General features: G+C 48.2%; 10 protein-coding genes. 9 read left to right on the top strand and 1 reads right to left on the bottom strand.

The genetic code is table 11. The features are described 5' to 3' along the window. Window positions 1-5: 5 nt before the first annotated feature. Genes PRIO_RS28750 through PRIO_RS28735 form a run of 4 tightly spaced genes read left to right on the top strand, consistent with a single transcriptional unit; the run spans window position 6 to window position 4,941 of the window. Entirely contained in the window at window positions 6-827 is an 822-nt protein-coding gene (locus tag PRIO_RS28750) for a carbohydrate ABC transporter permease (protein ID WP_020431476.1), read from the top strand. Continuing rightward, entirely contained in the window at window positions 824-3,139 is a 2,316-nt protein-coding gene (locus PRIO_RS28745; RefSeq protein WP_020431474.1) for a glycoside hydrolase family 65 protein, read from the top strand. Before PRIO_RS28750 ends, PRIO_RS28745 begins: the two co-directional genes overlap by 4 nt. Continuing rightward, entirely contained in the window at window positions 3,120-3,827 is a 708-nt protein-coding gene (pgmB, locus tag PRIO_RS28740) for a beta-phosphoglucomutase (protein WP_020431472.1), read from the top strand. Before PRIO_RS28745 ends, pgmB begins: the two co-directional genes overlap by 20 nt. Then, window positions 3,817-4,941: a DUF4432 family protein gene (locus PRIO_RS28735; protein ID WP_020431470.1), complete on the top strand. Its 1,125-nt coding sequence runs from the start codon at window positions 3,817-3,819 to the stop codon at window positions 4,939-4,941. Before pgmB ends, PRIO_RS28735 begins: the two co-directional genes overlap by 11 nt. A gap of 771 nt (window positions 4,942-5,712) precedes the next feature. On the opposite strand, the gene PRIO_RS35165 is transcribed toward PRIO_RS28735, so the two are convergent. After that, window positions 5,713-11,127, bottom strand: a complete 5,415-nt coding sequence (locus PRIO_RS35165; RefSeq protein WP_082118150.1) for a CBM35 domain-containing protein — start codon at window positions 11,125-11,127, stop codon at window positions 5,713-5,715. Window positions 11,128-11,395: 268 nt separating this feature from the next. On the opposite strand from PRIO_RS35165, the gene PRIO_RS28720 reads away from it, so the two are divergent. The 5 genes from PRIO_RS28720 to PRIO_RS28700 all read left to right on the top strand — a co-directional run bounded on the left by PRIO_RS28720 (window position 11,396) and on the right by PRIO_RS28700 (window position 16,815). Then, window positions 11,396-12,580, top strand: coding sequence for a sensor histidine kinase (locus tag PRIO_RS28720; RefSeq protein ID WP_046505751.1), 1,185 nt, complete (start codon window positions 11,396-11,398; stop codon window positions 12,578-12,580). After that, window positions 12,574-13,221, top strand: coding sequence for a response regulator (locus PRIO_RS28715; RefSeq protein ID WP_020431457.1), 648 nt, complete (start codon window positions 12,574-12,576; stop codon window positions 13,219-13,221). The genes PRIO_RS28720 and PRIO_RS28715 overlap by 7 nt, the downstream gene beginning before the upstream one ends. A 258-nt stretch (window positions 13,222-13,479) precedes the next feature. After that, window positions 13,480-14,412 carry an ABC transporter ATP-binding protein gene (locus PRIO_RS28710; protein ID WP_020431455.1) on the top strand — a complete coding sequence of 311 codons (933 nt, stop codon included), beginning with the start codon at window positions 13,480-13,482 and terminating at the stop codon, window positions 14,410-14,412. 14 nt (window positions 14,413-14,426) lie between these two features. Then, window positions 14,427-15,704, top strand: coding sequence for an ABC transporter permease (locus tag PRIO_RS28705; protein WP_046505745.1), 1,278 nt, complete (start codon window positions 14,427-14,429; stop codon window positions 15,702-15,704). Further along, entirely contained in the window at window positions 15,667-16,815 is a 1,149-nt protein-coding gene (locus PRIO_RS28700; protein WP_020431451.1) for an ABC transporter permease, read from the top strand. The genes PRIO_RS28705 and PRIO_RS28700 overlap by 38 nt, the downstream gene beginning before the upstream one ends. Window positions 16,816-17,032: the final 217 nt, after the last annotated feature.

Here is a 17,032-nt window from a genome sequence, read left to right as displayed (position 1 = left end):
AAATAATGAAAAAAGGTTTGGGTGTGCTCAAATATGGGTTTGTGCTCCTGATTGTACTGTTGTCGCTCGGCCCGTTCCTCTGGGTACTGATGGCTTCATTCAAGACGAATGCCGAAATTTTGAACAATTCGCTCGGCTGGCCAAGCAGCTTCCGCTTTTCCAATTACGTCATGGCTTTCAAAATTGCGCCGCTATCCCGGTTTTACATCAACAGTGTAATTGTGGGCATCTTCGGAACATTATTAAATTTATTGCTGCTCGGTATGGCGGGCTATGTGCTGGCCCGCTTTCAATTCCGCTTCAAGAACCTGCTGATGGGAGCGTTCTCCCTTTCACTGCTGATTCCAGGCGCTGCCATGCTGCAGCCGCTGTATTTGACGGTTAACACATTGGGGCTTTACGACAAGGTGATTGGACTTATTATCGTATATGCCGGCTTTGGCCTGCCGGTCTCGCTCTATATTCTATCAAGCTATTTCCTGACGATTCCCAAGGAAATGGAGGAATCGGCTTATCTGGACGGCGCCAGCTTCATCCAGACGTTCTTCCGGATTATTTTGCCCATATCGAAGCCGGGTTTCGGCACGGCGGGTGTGATGCAGTTCCTGCTCTGCTGGAATGAATTTCAGTTCGCTATTATTCTGACGACAGGCAATCAGAGCCGTACGCTGCCGCTTGCACTCTACTATTTCAAAAGCCAGTTTGCCAGTGATTACGGCGTCATGTTTGCTGCGACGATGGTCGTTATTGTACCTAGTATCCTGGTCTATATCCTGCTGCAGAAGCAAGTTGTATCCGGACTTGCTGCGGGAGCGGTGAAGGGATGATGAACCGGAAGATGACACTGGGGAAAAAAACCGGAGAAACAGAGGGGTTGCAGATGAACGAGGAAAACCTGTGGTGCCTGAAAGAAGACGGATATCACCCTGGACTGCACAAGCATTATGAAGGACTCTTTACCCAAGGAAATGGCTACATGCATGTCCGTGGAAGTTTTGAGGAGGGGTGCAGCGATGCGCCCCAGGACGAAGAATATCTGCGCTTTCCCGAAAATGTAACACTTGAGAAGCCGCGGCATCCCAAGTCCAAGCAGGGAACCTTCATCCCGGGCATCGTCGGCCGGCATCCGCTGCTGAAGGAGGAGATTGTCAATCTCCCCTATTATCTGGGGCTTGAATTTTTGTCTGCCGGCGAGCGTCTGGATATGGACCGGTGCCGGATCAGCGGCTACCAACGCTGGCTGGACCTGCGGGATGGAAGTCTTCATCGTTCAGTTGTATGGGAAACGGCAGAGGGCATGAAAATTCATTGTACATTCACCCGGTACCTCAGCATGGCGGATACCCATCTTTGCATTCAGCAGGTACAGCTTGAGGTGTTGTCAGGCGAAGGCAGCCTGGAGGTGAAGGCCACGCTCCGGGCGGATGTACGCACCAATGGAATGAATCATTATGCCCGGATTGTTCCCTCGGCGGATTCAGAGGGCATCCTGTCACTTGAGACTATAACGGAGGAGGGCAATCAAATCTTCATGCTGTCTGCGCTGGAAGCCTCCGAGGCGATTGTCTGGCATGCAGAAAATACCCGGATGACGGCTGCACTTCGAGGGAAGTGCAGGCTGCGGACCGGGGACCGGTTGGCGGTCAGCAAGCTGACTACGGTGACAACGGATCAGGACATGGAGGAGGGGACGGTCCGCGACAGGGCGCTTGCACATCTCGGCCACGCCCGCAATTTGGGCTTGGAACAGCTGTATAACCGGCATGCTGACAGATGGAAGAGCAAGTGGCAGCATGCCGATATCCGCATCAAGGGTGATGATGCGGCGCAGATAAACGTCCGCGCTTCCCTCTACCATCTGATCCGCTCCAATGCGGAACAGGATGCGAGGGTGGCAATCTGTGCCAAGGGCTATGCCGGCGAGGCCTATTTTGGCAGGTATTTCTGGGATACGGAGATCAACCTGCTTCCCTTCTTCCTGCACACCAACCCGCAGGCCGCCCGCAATCTGCTTCTTTTCCGCTACAATACGCTGGAGGGAGCCAGGCGCAATGCGCGGAATTATGGATACCGGGGAGCACGGTATGCCTGGGAGTCCTCGTTAAGCGGGGAAGAGCAATGCGCGAATTGGCAGTATGCTGATCACGAAATTCATATAACAGCAGATATAGTTTATGCCCTGTACCACTATGTGAATGCTACAGGAGATGATGAATTTCTGGAGCGCTACGGCATTGATATTCTGGTTGAAACGGCCCGCTATTGGTGTGACCGTGTGGATTGGAACCGGGAGGGGTATGGCGAGCTGCTCGGCGTTATGGGACCGGATGAATATTTGCCATTCACCCGGAACAATGCCTTTACTAACCGCATGGTCAAATTCAGTCTGGAGCAAACCGTTGCTTGTCTGGACAGCCTGCAAAGCGGTAAGCCGGATAGCTATGCGGCTGCGGCAGAGCGGCTGGGTTTGCGTCCGGATGAACGGGAGCTCTTCCGGCACACGGCGGAAAAGCTGAGGCTGCCTTACGACAGCCAGATGGAAATTGTTCCGCAATCCGACGATTTCGCCGGCTATGCCGATGTGGAATTTGATAGTCTCTGGACAGACCGCTCCAGGCCATTTGGCCATTTCATTTCCCAGGAGCGCAACTATCGCTCCAAGGCGTTAAAGCAGGCGGATGTTCTGGAATTAATGCTGCTGTTTCCACAGGAATTCCCCCGGGAGCAGCTGAAGGCGGCTTATGCGTATTATGAGCCGATTACGACGCATGATTCCTCCTTGTCCGTGGCAGTTCACGGCATTGTGGCATCCTGGCTGAACCTTAAGGAGGAAGCGGAAGCTTTTCTGCAGCGGGTGATGGCTATTGACTTTTCTCCGGAGAAAAAGGGTGCCGCTGAGGGAATTCACATCGCTAATTGCGGCGGTCTGTGGCAGCTTATCGTTTACGGATTTGCCGGTTTGGCAAGTGCGATGTGGAGCGACACCATAAAGCTGCAGCCCCGTCTGCCTGAAGGCTGGGAGGAGCTGAGCTTCCAGATCGTGTGGCGGGGGGAGCACTACCGGATATCGGTTAATTCAGGTGCTTATGAAGTACAGAAGCTGAACGGGGGGGAAGCGGTTGCGGGCACAACCATTTGAGGCAGCCATCTTTGATCTGGATGGCGTCATTGTCGATACCGCAAAATTTCACTACAAAGCCTGGAAACGACTTGCCGGGGAGTTGGGATTTGCTTTCAGCGAAAGCGAGAATGAGCAGCTGAAAGGTGTCAGCCGCATGGAGTCCCTTGATCTTCTGCTGCGGTGCGGAGGGATAACGGATGTATCGCCGGAACGGAGGGAGGCATTGGCTTCGCGGAAAAACGAGTGGTACAAGGAGCTTCTCGCAACACTAACACCTGCTGATGTATTGCCTGGTGTGCGCAGCTTTCTTGGTCTATTGCGCTCACAGGGAATCCAAACGGGGATTGCATCGGCCAGCAAAAACACTCCTCTCATTATGGACAAAGTGAATATCAGGCCGCTGTTTGATGCAGTGGTAGACGGGAATAGCATTGTCAGGGCGAAGCCGGACCCGGAGGTGTTCCTGCAGGCAGCCAGGCTGCTCGGTGTGGCACCGGCAGCATGTTTTGTATTTGAAGATGCGGCGGCTGGTGTAGAGGGGGCGCTCCGGGCAGGCATGCGTGTTGTCGGCATTGGGGATGGGCGGCTGCTTGCCCGCTCCCATCTTGCCATCACCAGCTTTGAGCAGCTTGAGCCCGTTTTTCTGATGAGTCATATCGGCGCCGCTGATCACATCGGACGGGGAGATCTCCTGTATGAACAATAAGCAAATAAACATATTGATGCTGACGCAAATGCAGCCGGACATTCCGCATGCGCTGCCGGGAGGCGGTTTTGTCACCCTGACGCTTTTTACAGACCGCTTTGGGTCACAGCTGCATCTGTTGACCGTATCCAATGGCAGGCTTGCCTTTACTGTGATTCTTGAACGGGGGATGGACATTGGGGAAATCAAGCTGGAGTCTGAGAAGATCAGCTGGGAGCGCGATGAGCGGTATCTGCTCCATCCGGATCACGTGGACCTGTCCGACAATGAGCATTCAGGCTGGGATTCGGGCTTCTATGCGGCTGTGGCTGCTATCGGTCCTGAAATTTTCGGCACCCCGGATGAGGTGAGAACGGTCCACGGGACGGGGTCTTATTCTCCCGCGTTGCTGGAATCATTACGTCTGGTCTGGGATGAGCGGCAGATCTGCTTGGAGGGCATCGTTCCAGTGAGAGGATATGGAACGTTGCCTGTATATGAAAAAACAATCCGGATCATAACGAATTACGGGGCAGCTGCGCTGTTCCGGAAAGATACGGTGCGGAATTTAACAGATACAGCTCAGCCTGTAGACGACGGTTACCATATTCAACTGTCGGGGGCCTTTATATCTGGCGGCGGAAGTTATGTCCTGCCGGTTACGGCAAAAAAACTGCTGCTCCGCGACTCTGCTCCTCCGGAAAAGGACCCGTTCGCTGTCTACGCTGCTGAGACCAGGCTGGACCCGATCCGCTGTTATCAATATGTTCCTGAGCCGGTGGAGGGGCTGTCCGATCTGCCGCAGGTCCGCGACTATTGCGCTGCCTCAGGCGACGGCCAGGAGTTGACAGCCGAGATGCTGGTGAACACAGGAAATGATGCCGCAGCCTATGTGATTCGTTCCCTGCAATGCTATCCCCGTTCACTGCTGGCCAAAAGGGCCATTGAGGACTGCATGTATGCTCTGGAGCCTTGTAAAACCAGACCCAATTCCATGAAGCAAAAAACGATAGACGGCGAAGTGGTCTACGTCGGACCCCGTGGCCAGTGTACCGGCTGGATCATCTTGGGGGCGACACGTGACAGGGTGGAAATTGACACCCTTACGCACTTGATCCGAAGTGCAGCAAGGTGATACATGTTAGGAACGCAGACTCCATCCATATAAGTTGAACTTGAAAAATTCATAAAAAGGGTAAAAGTGCGGAGGGGAAGTTTGGAACTGGAAGAGCGGTAGCGTCCGCCTGAAAGCTTTCCGTAGGAAAGCTCGCTTCGGAAGCATAATCAGTCACCGGATTTCAACCGCAAAAGGCGGTTGCATTCAAGAAATCTGGGGACAACAGCGGCTGGAAGTCCAAACATTCCCCGCAGTGACGTTATACCCTACAATGTAAAACTAAAGTTCATCTTATATAGTACAACCTCTCAAAAGTTCCTCCCCGTTTCTCCAAGAGGAGAAAACAAAGCCAAACGGCTCATACAGCAGAGGAACGAGTTCTTCCAGCCTCCCCTGAAAAAAAGGGGGGGCTTCTCTAATGGACCCAGATGACCCTATTTCATGCAAACCCACCATTATGCTCCGGGAAATGCCAGCTTAGCGTCTCCTCAGTCCATTAGCTTGAATAAAAAGCCCGGATTGTTGAAATAACGGCGCTGGAGTCCGTAAGATCGTGGTTCCCTTTGCCCGGTCCGTCTGGAGGATTGAGATGTTCGGCTTCGTTCCATCCCCCCTAAATAACCAGTCACTGGTGGATATCCGGCGACTGGTTATTTTACTATTGCTGCATAGGAAATCACTCATCACAGATCATATCCTGTACAACAAGAAGCGCCCCCCTAACAATCATCAGGGGGAGCGCCTTGTTTATGCCTTGCAAAACCGGTATTTTCCGTTTCTACGCAATGCTTATCGCAAATAATTCATCAGAATCTGCGCAGCCTCTGCACGGGTGGCGGGAGCTTTGGGAGCGAAGGTACCGTCAGCCCGTCCTTTCACGAAGCCGAGCGCAGCCGCTGCAGCCACTTGTTCCGCTGCCCAGTCGGAGATGCCCGCAGCATCCTTAAGGGAAGGGCTGGCCGGAGCGGCCGGAATTACACCATTCTGGAGCCGGTAGGCCCGCATCAGAATGACAGTCATCTCTTCACGGCTGATCTCCGCAGCCGGTTGGAAGGCTTCCGGAGTCCGGCCGGTAATCAGGCCGGCCTTCACCATGCCGGAGATTGCCTGCTGATACCAGGCGCCTTCCGGGACATCGGCGAAGGAAGTGGTACCGCTGCCGTTCAACTGCAGCGTATTGGCGATCAGCTGCACGAATTCAGCCCTGGTAATATTCCGGCCTGGCTGATAAGCCTGCTCCGATATGCCTTGGATCAGATGCTTAGCAGACAGCTCTCGTAAAGCTTCAAATGCCCAGTGAGTGACCGGAACATCGCTGAATTGCTTCGAATACTCCAGCAGCGCGTACATGCCGCTGCCGTCAAGAAGCGCCTTCAACCCGCCGTCTTCAGCTGCTCCGCCCAGGTATGTGAGTGTACCGTCGCTTTCCACACGATACAGACCAAGCAGCTTCGGATTGAGTCCCTCAGCCGGCCAGCTGAAGCCTACCGGAACCTGATATTTCTCAAGCCGGTGGACCGCTCCATCCGCACCGGATAGACTCAGATCATACTCTATCAGCTTGCCTTTCAGCGCTACACCGGCTTCCGTCTTCAGCTTCACTTCTTCCAGCGCCTTAAGCTTTGCCTTCAGAAGGATCTTTGCACCGCTGCTCTCTGCAGCAGGTACGGCTCCGGCCAGTTGCTTCAGCAGCTCCGGCGCCAGTACAAGCTCTATTCCGTCTCCCTGCAAACGCAGCGAATTTGTTCCCAGCAGCTCTCCGGCCTTCAACGGAAGCTCAATTGCAGTTGCTTGCCCTACCTGCACTGTAACCACCCCGTTCACCGCAGGACTGCTCAGCTGGGCGGTTGAAATGACTGCAGCCGAAGGCAGTGGCATGGCGGTCTGCTGTGGTGTTGCCGTAGGCCTGACCGTTGATAACGGCGGGCTTGCCGGTGTCACCGGAGGATCCGTTGGTGTCACCGGAGGATCCGTGGGCGTTACCAGTTGACGGTTGACTGTCAGCTCAATAGTCTCTGTATTGACCGCATCTGCATAAGGACGGTTCCCAATAATACGGGTATTGGTCACCTGCACCTGGTATGCCCCGGCATCAGCAGCCCCGGCCTTCTCAACAGCCAGGCTGCTGCCATGTGCATTGTCCAGGACCAGGCCATTCTTCAGCCAGCGATAGCTTAGTTCCCCGTAAGTTGAAGCGGCAACTACGTTGAAGGTTACTGGATCGCCCTCCACTACAGGGTTAACGGTTGCCGCGAACGATTGGACCGACGGGATTTCATGCGCCGGATACACCTTGAGCCTAAGCTCCGTTCCGGTGACACGGACCGGGTTCACCTCCGCTTTGCCGGTCAGCACCACACGGTACTTTGTCCCGTCCTGTTCCATTCCCGGGGTGAAGCGGTATACCGCACCGGTAACACTCGGGAGGGGCAGCCAATCACTATTGCCGGTCCGCTTCACTTCCCACCCGATAGATTCAATGTCTCCTGTCGTATCAACTAGAAGCGTTAAAGGGTCACCCTCAACAGCCTCCAGCGCAGGCGGCAAATCCAGCGCGAAGGCAGGTGCGATCCATTCCGCATCGGCTGGAAGCACCTTCAGGATGTATTCCTGCTCTCCGGTTAAGCCTCCTTCGCCAGTCACGACGGCCTTGTACCGGTAGCCGCTCATCGCTTCCGACAAATCCGGAAGCGTCAGCACATCGCCCGATCCGACGGGTTCGCCGTAGCCTTTTCCCTTGTCCACATACCAGGTGTAGGACAGTGTTCCTGACCCTGTTCCGGCAGCGCGGAGTATTCCGGCTGATCCTGCCCGCAGCGAGCCTTCACTGACAATCCTCACCTCCGGTGCCTTAAGAGTCCATTTCGCAGTCAGTGTCAATGCACCAGGCACCGTCTGGGCTGCAAAATCCCATTTCGCAGCATCGTTGTACCAGCCCTCCAGCTCATAGCCTTCCTTCGCTACAGCAGGAGCAGTCAACGGTTCGCCGTACACAGCCTGAACAACTGTCTGCGCCGGACTTCCGCCATTGGCGTTAAAAGTAATATCATAGCGTCCTCCGGACTCCGTCAATGCACTGATCTCACTATTGCTGAGGTTGCGTATTTCAATTTTCATGCGTTGATTATCTTTCCCCTGGTCATCAGCCAGCCTTACTGCTGCACCGTTATTATTGGATGCTCCTTCTACAGTGATTACTTTATTATTACTTTTGTTAACTATTTTATAGTAGTCACCGTCTTTTTCCAGTTTCCACTGCTGAGTATTTGGTATAGATCCTGTAGCTCTTGTATTCTGACAGAGCTGCTGTATGGCTGAACCGGGAAGAATGTCGAGGACATGCCCGCTTTGAACCGACTGGATCTGGTAATACCCTGTACCGAGATCCAGGAATCTCCACAGCTGATTATTTCCATCGCCATTGGCCCATTGGTTAATTACCGCCAGCGGATCACTTGAAACTCTGTCCACATCCAATGCTTTTCCGCTGTGTTTCGGCTGGATTTTAACCATCTTTTCAGGAATGATTTTCCTGGCAATTGAACTCATAAATCCGCCGCTGGTTTTATCAATGGTGAGACTGTCGATATTGAATCTTCCGGTATCCCCTTGTTCACGGATGAATTCAATTACATTTTTTCCGGCGTTCAAGTTAACTGATTCCGTACGGTTAGCCCACGAATCCCAACTCGCTGTCGGAGGTAAAGATACTTGTTTTATTCTTTGTCCGTTAACATACATCGTCATTGTTATGTTGGAACTCTGTGCGCCGGAATACCGCAGAGCTGACGTATAGGCAGCTGTATTGGGTACGTTTACTTCAAACTTGAGTGAATCGCCTTTTTGCTCAAATCCGCCTACAAATCCGTTGCCTTCATACCATAAATGATCTTTGGCAATCTGCAGGCTTCCTTGTCTGGCTGCTTCTTCTGCCTGATACCTCCAGGGAGTACGTTTGGTAAGATGAATACTGTCGATATTTATAATGCCGGAATTATCCGTACCATTCTTGTAAGTGATCGTGTTTGTTCCCTCTTTCAGACTTAAAGTCTCAAGCTGCTCCTTCCAGACAGTAGGTCCGCCAGTAGGAGGGAGGGTGATGTTTTTAATCTTAGTGCCATTCAAATATAAACCTAAGGTTTTACCCGCAGCTTCTTTTGCATATCTCAGCTTAACATCATAAGACGCCGCATTCTCAACATTTACAGAAAACTCCACGGATGAGTTCGCTCTGGATAGCCCGGTTACATAACCGGTACCCAGATTGCCGTCTTTTGCGTAGACGACTTCAGCATCATCCGGGTCTGTGATTGTTGCATCTTCTGCTCCATAATGCCAGGTAGTTGCTTCGGTAACTGTTATATAGTCAAGATTGACGTTGCCGGTGTCGCCGCTATCATATTTATACATGATGGTATTTTCGCCTTGTTTAAGGAAAACATTGTCATAGCGGTCGGCCCAGCTGTTCCAGCTCTTTAAGCTGAAGAAATCTACCTGCTTTATTTTTTGCCCGTTTACATACATACTCAGGGTCCTGTCATCATTAAACCCCAGGCTGTAGCCCAGATTAACCGAATAGCTGCCTGCATTGGCGGCATTTACCTTGAAGGTGACCGCGGAATTTGAAATCCATAATCCTCCGGCAAAGCCGGTTCCGCTGTAACCCGGATGATCAGTATCTACCTTTGCATTTCCGGACAGTTCGGCATTTTCTGCTTCGTACAATGTGCTTTTTTTGATAATCATGGCGTCGAGGGCCAAAGAGCTCTTGCCCGAAAGACGGATCTTGTTGCTTCCGGCATTAAGCTTAATATTATAAGCTGATTGAATATCGAAGTTTGCCTCAAATCCGGCATTGGATGCAAACGAAATATCCCGCACGGCCTCTTGATTGACTCCTAATTTCATGTTAATAGCATTCGCCGTATTATTGTTGTATCTGAAATCCAATGAGTAGGTTCCTGCAGCCTTCGTGTTTACTGTAAACTCCACATAGTCATTGGCGCTGCTGTTATTGTATTTTTCATATAGGGCGCCCGAAGCAAAAGCACTTTTCCCGACGACTTTGGAAACTCCTGACAAACTGGCATCCTCGGCTTCATAAATTTCGCTTTTTTCCTCTCCTGAGGGTCTGTTCAGGACAGTGCCGGGATTGGAAGGGATTCCTAGATTGATGAAGTCATTATCGTCCCAATGTATACGCTGAGCTCTTATTCCTCTGTTTCCGCCGCCTTGTCCGTGGGTCGGTATTCCATGGTACATGATCCAATCCTCTGAATTATCCTCAGACTTAAGGAACAATGGGGATCCCGGGCCATATGAGCTGTTTTCATCCGATCTTTTCATTACAGGCTCAGGATATTTCTTCCATGATTCGGCTTTCATCACATCAGAGGCTGCATCAGCTACCGATACACCCACAGAATAGTTATCATTCATAAAGCTGCTTGCAGAATAGGCGAAATAGATCTTGCCGTTTCTTTCAACTACAGCAGCACCTTCATTGATATTGTCGTGATGCTTTTCCCAGTCATATTGCGGCCTTGCCACAGTAGCTTCTGTACCTTCCAATGTCCACGGGTTCTTCATTTTGACAATCGTAGGGCTCTCGTCAAATTTCGTCTTTGCAGGATCTTTAGGATCAGGGTAATAGTAGTATTTTGTATAGGTGAAGTATGTTTCGCCTTTAATGGATATAACGCCGCAGGCCAAACCATAGCCCTGCGTATTCAGAAGTCCCTTCTTGACCGTAACCTGCCCATCTTTGTCCGCATTAGCGGATTCCCCCTTGAGCTCCCAGGTGCCTTCAAAAGGATCGGGGGATGAGTTCTCCAGGACGTAGGAGCTTGGATGTCCATATCCGAAGCTCTCCTCTGGACCTGAAGAGAAATAAAGATACCATTTGCCATCCAGTCTATATACGTATGGACCCCAAACAAACCCAAAATTACTCGGCTTCTTCCAGACTATTTTGCTTTTTGCAGTGGATACTCCGAGAATGGTTTCATGTCTTTTTAATGTGATGTTATTATCGCCAGAAAAAGCTGAATAGTAATAGCCGTCTGCAGCCCTGGCAATAGTAGGATCGGCACCCCCCATAAGCGGGTTAACATAATTAGAGGTTACCTCTGCACTAGAGATGCCTGTCAGCAATAATGAAAGCAATATCGCAAAGGGGAACAGAAATAAACTTTTTTTCCTCATCGTAATCTCCTTTGTCTAATTATTTTTTGTAACCGCTTGCATTTTTCTGTAGCGCTACGCATTCATTATAAAATATAAGCGGAACTGTTTTTCGGCATCATGTATTGCGATATTTTGAGGAATTATATTGGCAAGAGAAGAGCCAGGAATAAAAATCCGCTGTCCTTGCCTTTTTTTTAGCTTTCTTATGTTTTTTTTACTTGTTTGTTGTAGTATAGATAAAGCCAGTTATGGTTAAAATTCCAACTTCAGTAAGAGGGTATCGATCATGAAAGATCTATATACAGCCGGTAATCGAATGCTTGTGCAAAAAATGCTCAAGGGATTTTCTTTGTTTTCGATTTTTACGACGATTCTTCAAGATTATCCGGGGGACACGCAATCCATTCTGTTTCTTACCCTTATTGCTGTACTATTGCTCGTGAACGATTTCACCAGAGTCAAGTTTCAGAATCAGACTAAGGCCCTGTGGTATGTATCTTTTATTCTAAGCAATCTATTGGCTGGTTTTTTATTGTTTAAGGTCTACTGTATAGGCACGCAAATCTACATCATTATTCTGCTTGTTGAGATCATTGTCAGCACACACAAAATTCCTGTATATGTATTGTGCCTGCATTTTTCTATTTTTACGGCTTCGCTGATAGCAGATCATACTACCCTCAGGGATATTTTATCTTCCTATTTAATTATCATTTCCATTGTTTATTTGTTCCGGAATGTTTTGATTGAGAAGGCAAGAACCCAAGAGCTAAATCAGGAACTGCAAATTGCCAACACGACACTGCAGGAGTACTCAAACAAGATTCAAGAGCTGACCATCTCCCAGGAGAGAACGAGGATTGCCCAAGAACTTCATGATTCACTGGGGCACTACCTTATAGCCTTAAATATGAATCTTGAATATGCCAGTACAATCGTGGATGTGGAGACAGATAAGGCAAAGCTGGCCATTCAGAAGTCGCAGCAGCTTTCCAAGGAGTGTATCGTCAATCTCAGGAAAACAGTGGTGCTTCTGGGGGATGAGAGAGCTTCTAAAGAACTCTTGCAGTCCCTTCACGAGATCTTCGACAACTTTCTCGAAACGAATAAGATTCAATTTGAACTGAACATGGATGAAGATATTGAATATGTGGATTCCGATATCAAAAATTGTATTTACAAGACCGTACAGGAGTCTATCACCAATGGTATTAAGCACGGGCAGGCTACACACTTTTCCATTGCCATTCATAAATATTCCGATCATATCTCCTTGCTCGTTCATAATAATGGAGCAGACTGCAAAGAGATCATCAAATCCAAGGGGATTCAGGGGATAGAGAACAGGATCTTAGCCCTGGGCGGAAAGGTTGTTTTTTACTCGGGCGAATCTTCAGGATTTCGTGTTGAGGCCAATATTCCTAAAATTACTGTTGATTTCGGGTTTAACAAGGAGGCACATTCATGGTAGATATTATGATAGTGGATGATCAGCAAATTGTCCGGGAAGGCTTGAAGATGATTCTTAGCCTGCATGAGGAAATCAATGTTATCGGTGAAGCGTCCAACGGAGAAGAAGCCTTGGAGCTTCTCAGCTACACTTCCCCTGAAGTTATTCTGATGGATATCAAAATGCCGGTAATGAACGGAATTGAAGCGACAAAATTGGTGAAAGCCAAATACCCCGGGATCAAGGTGATCATTCTTACTACGTTTAATGACAGTGAGTATATTTTTACAGGTCTGAAAAATGGGGCAGACGGGTACATTCTAAAAGATTCAGGCTCTCAGGAAATCATTTCTTCCATTAAAACTGCTTGTGAGGGGAATATTCTGCTGAATCCCAAGATTACACGGGAAGTAGTGAATGCGCTGAATTCTGTAAATAATGCAGGTACTGAGAACCTGCGGAATGAGCAGATTCTGCAGCTGCTTACACCACGTGAGCTGGAGGTAGCCAAATGCATTATGGAAGGCAAAAGCAATAAAGAGATCAGCAGTGACTTATTTATTACTGAAGGTACTGTCAAAAATTATGTCTCACGAATGCTGGAGAAACTTGAGCTGAAGAATAGAACCGAATTAACCCTATGTCTGCAAAAATCGCTATAATTCTGGTGCATGGCTAACCCGCGTTTGACTGCTGCCAGCTTGCTTACGGTATGCCGTTTTTACAGTAATCCGTCTGATCCACAGACTGACTATTGTAAGGACGGCATTTTTTAATTTACCTCCCCCATATGACTAAAGTAATAACCTAACTGATAACTAAAGTAATACTCAGATTGAGTACTATAGTGAATATTTTTAACTTGGAGGGGGGCGTAGAATGAGAACAGAACAAGAAATGAACGCGAGGTGCTTTAACCGATGCTTGAATTAACAAATTTGACCAAAAAATACAATGATATCACTGTTGTTAATAATATTTCCCTAAATGTGAAGCGTGGTGAGATTTTTGGCTTGTTAGGTCCTAATGGAGCCGGAAAGTCAACGACCGTATCCATGATAAGTACAGTGCTTACGCCAACCAGCGGAAGTATAACCATTGATAATAAATCCCTTAGGGAAAAACCTGCAGACATCAAAAAAATTATGGGCATTGTGCCGCAGGATTTGGCGCTGTACCAAGCCTTAAGCGCCAAGGAGAATCTGGAGTTTTTCGGCAGCCTGTATGGACTTTCCGGAAAAAAACTGAAAAACAGAACCAACGAAGTATTGGATATCATCGAATTACAGGATAAGAAAAACCAGGATGTAGCCGAGTTTTCCGGAGGGATGAAGCGCCGGGTCAATATAGGGGTCGCGCTTATGAATGATCCCAAGCTGCTGATCCTGGATGAACCCACGGTAGGCATTGACCCTCAATCCCGGAACCATATCCTGGAGACTGTGAAAAAACTCAATCAAGACAGAGGAATGACGGTGATTTATACAAGTCACTACATGGAGGAAGTGGAGTACTTATGCAAGAATGTTGCCATCATCGACCACGGCTCCTTGATCGCGCTGGGAACCAAGGAAGAACTAAAGCAAAGCCTGGCGGCGTGTGACACGCTGACAGTGAATTATAGCGAAGCGAGTGAAGGCGCACTTGAACAGTTAAACCGGATTCCCGGTATTTCCAAGGTTAATATAGAGGGCAATCAGATCAGCATGCTGGTTTCCACGAATGACAAGAATGTGATTGAGATTGTGGATGAAATCAAAAAATTAGGAATCAAACTTACCAGTTTCAAATATGAGGAAGTTAACCTGGAAAGTATTTTTCTGCAGATAACAGGCAAGGCCTTAAGGGGGTAGCGGGGGGTGGTATTGTGAGAAAGCTATTACGTTTATTTCTATTGGATTTGCGGCTGTTAACTAAAAATAAAACATTTTATCTAAAGCTTATTCTGTTTCCATCCATTCTAATCCTCATCCTGGGAACGGTATTTAGTGATTCGAGCTCCAAGATCAAAACCTTTAATGTAGCTTTTTATAATGCTGATAAGGGCTCTTCGGAAGGGACTCATTTCGTATCCTTGGGAAATGTCTTAAGGGACAATGTATTCAAACAAGAGGACCTGAAACAAATTGTAAATTTAAAAGAAACCACCAGCTATAAGCAAGGCAAGCAATTACTCCAGGACGGTAAGGCTGCAGTATTTGTTTACGTACCGGAAACCTTCACCAAGACCGCCATGAATAATGAAAAAACGGATATCGTCCTGATGGGTGACAACGATAAACCACTGGATAAAGAGATCGTTGCGACTATTCTGGACCGGTTCAATGCAAGTGTCAGGACAATGAATGTTGAACAACGGACGATCCTCCAGTCCATAAGCAGTACAGGCAATATTCCTAAGGACAAAATAGAAAAGGTTATGAGCCAAATCTCAGGAAATAAGCAGCTTAGTCTTAAAATACCGGTGGTGCCAACCAATAAAGATGCCGTGCCTATAGATGCTATGCAGTATTATTCGATCGCAATGGTAGTTATGTTCTCCATTATGACGGCATTTGTGCTGGTTCACAGCATAGTGGATGAGAAGCAGAACCACACCCTGTTCCGAATCAAATCCACACCTACCTTGAATATACAATATGTGCTCGGCAAACTTTTCGGGATTATTTTATCTGTTGTGATCCAAATGATCGTTGTGATCATGATTAGCCGGGTTGTGTTTCAGATGAAATGGGGAAACCCTTTAGAGCTGCTTGTTATTACTATTGTTTATGCTTTTGCCATCGGCAGCATTATTCTGCTATGGGGATTTACCGCGAAAGACCATGTGACTGTATCCAGCTTAGCTTCTCCTGTGCTGTACATTTTCAGCTTTTTGGGCGGGAGCTTTATCACCAAAAGCGGATTGCCGGATAGCCTGCGCGTCATTCAGGAGATCATCCCTAATGGTAAAGCAATAAATTCATATCTAAAGGTATGCCAGGGGGTAGGCCTGAGCGGCATGTATATTGATTTGTTGGAGCTTATAGGTATAGGACTGATATTTATTATCTTTAACATTAGGGTATACAGCGGAAAAAGGTGGAATAAAAGTGCAATTTATAGTCATGGTAAAAAACCAGCTGAAACTGATGTTTCGAAATAGGACCGCGGTATTTGCAACAATTGCAGTGCCCTTAATCCTGACCTTCTTATTTTCCTTTTCCCAGGGGAGCAGCCAGGAACGCTTATATGTAGCGGATGCGGATCATAGTGCCTATTCGAAGCAGCTCATGGATATGATCCAGAGGCATAACCAGGTGAAAATTGTACATTCCGACGAGGCCACTATCAAAAAAAAGGTTGACGACCAGGATATTCCCTTTGGTTTGGTAGTGAAGCAGGGGTTTGGCAGCCGTCTGTCATCCGGTGAAGATTTACCTGTTTATTTTGTACAAAATTATGAAAACGGCGATGGGACAATTCTGGAGGAGATTATTACCAGCGAAGTGAGCACGCTCCAAAAGGTTATTCATGACTCACAAGTGATCTCCACAGAACTGAATGCAGATGGCTCAGGCATTACAGCCAGTGTATTTAAGGGGATCAATGAGGCCTCGAATCTAACGATAGATGATCAGACTTTAAGTAATGGAGAGAAGACCCATGACAATGCCACAGCAAGGTTAATCGGTTTTCTGGTCATGTTCATTTGGTTCGTCGTCATTCAGGGATTACGGACCTTAATTGATGAAAGAGAAAACAATACGTTTAGCAGATTGCTAAGCACACCTGTTGATTACAAAAAATATCTGCTGGCAAAGATGACGGCGACCTATCTGTTTGGAGCTGTTCATGTCCTGGTCATTTTGGCCGCCGGCAAGTATTTGCTTAAGATTAGTATCGCAGACAACGCGCTTGCGGTTGGCATTCTATTCGCTGCTTATTTATTTGCCTTAACCAGCATCACTATGATTGTTATACCATTTATGCGGAATCAGAAGCAGTTTACGTCTTCAGCTTCAATAATCATAGCCGTAACCGGAATGCTCGGCGGTTCCTTTTTCTCCATGGAAATGGCTCCAGGGTTCATGCGGGTCCTATCCAGGTTCACTCCGGAATCGTGGGCAATCCAATCCTTATCAGCCGTTATTTTTGACCATCAGCCTATGACTTCAGAATGGGTTCCGCTGGCAGTATTCGCAGGGATCGGGGTTGTAGGCCTCGCAGCCGGCTTCTTATTCATGAACAGAGAACTTAAGGCATTGAGGGGCTAAAGGATAATCAAAATATAAATCAGGAAGTGGTTAAGTTGGGTATAGTGGAATTAATTGGGATCGTGGAACTCATTGTCGGGATTCTCATTAACGTATTTATTGGCACACTTGGTCAGGCTATTTTCAGAAAAGACGATAGAACCTCCAGAGTTATATTGAGAGTCATTGGGGTCTTCCTTATTATTAATGGGATTTCAAGAGCTTTTCATGTCTGATG

Origin of the sequence: Paenibacillus riograndensis SBR5 (genome assembly GCF_000981585.1) — a bacterium.
GTDB lineage: Bacteria > Bacillota > Bacilli > Paenibacillales > Paenibacillaceae > Paenibacillus_AQ > Paenibacillus_AQ riograndensis.
The sequence above is the reverse complement of the archived record's forward strand: the minus strand, read 5'-3'. Positions and strand labels throughout refer to the sequence as shown.

Bases quoted from the DNA above. Each gene is read 5' to 3' on its own strand.
- PRIO_RS28735 (WP_020431470.1), top strand. From the start codon at position 3,817: ATGAACAATAAGCAAATAAACATATTGATGCTGACGCAAATGCAGCCG.
- PRIO_RS28700 (WP_020431451.1), top strand. From the start codon at position 15,667: ATGGTAAAAAACCAGCTGAAACTGATGTTTCGAAATAGGACCGCGGTA.
- PRIO_RS28720 (WP_046505751.1), top strand. From the start codon at position 11,396: ATGAAAGATCTATATACAGCCGGTAATCGAATGCTTGTGCAAAAAATG.
- PRIO_RS28750 (WP_020431476.1), top strand. From the start codon at position 6: ATGAAAAAAGGTTTGGGTGTGCTCAAATATGGGTTTGTGCTCCTGATT.
- PRIO_RS28745 (WP_020431474.1), top strand. From the start codon at position 824: ATGATGAACCGGAAGATGACACTGGGGAAAAAAACCGGAGAAACAGAG.
- PRIO_RS35165 (WP_082118150.1), bottom strand. From the start codon at position 11,127: ATGAGGAAAAAAAGTTTATTTCTGTTCCCCTTTGCGATATTGCTTTCA.
- PRIO_RS28710 (WP_020431455.1), top strand. From the start codon at position 13,480: ATGCTTGAATTAACAAATTTGACCAAAAAATACAATGATATCACTGTT.
- PRIO_RS28715 (WP_020431457.1), top strand. From the start codon at position 12,574: ATGGTAGATATTATGATAGTGGATGATCAGCAAATTGTCCGGGAAGGC.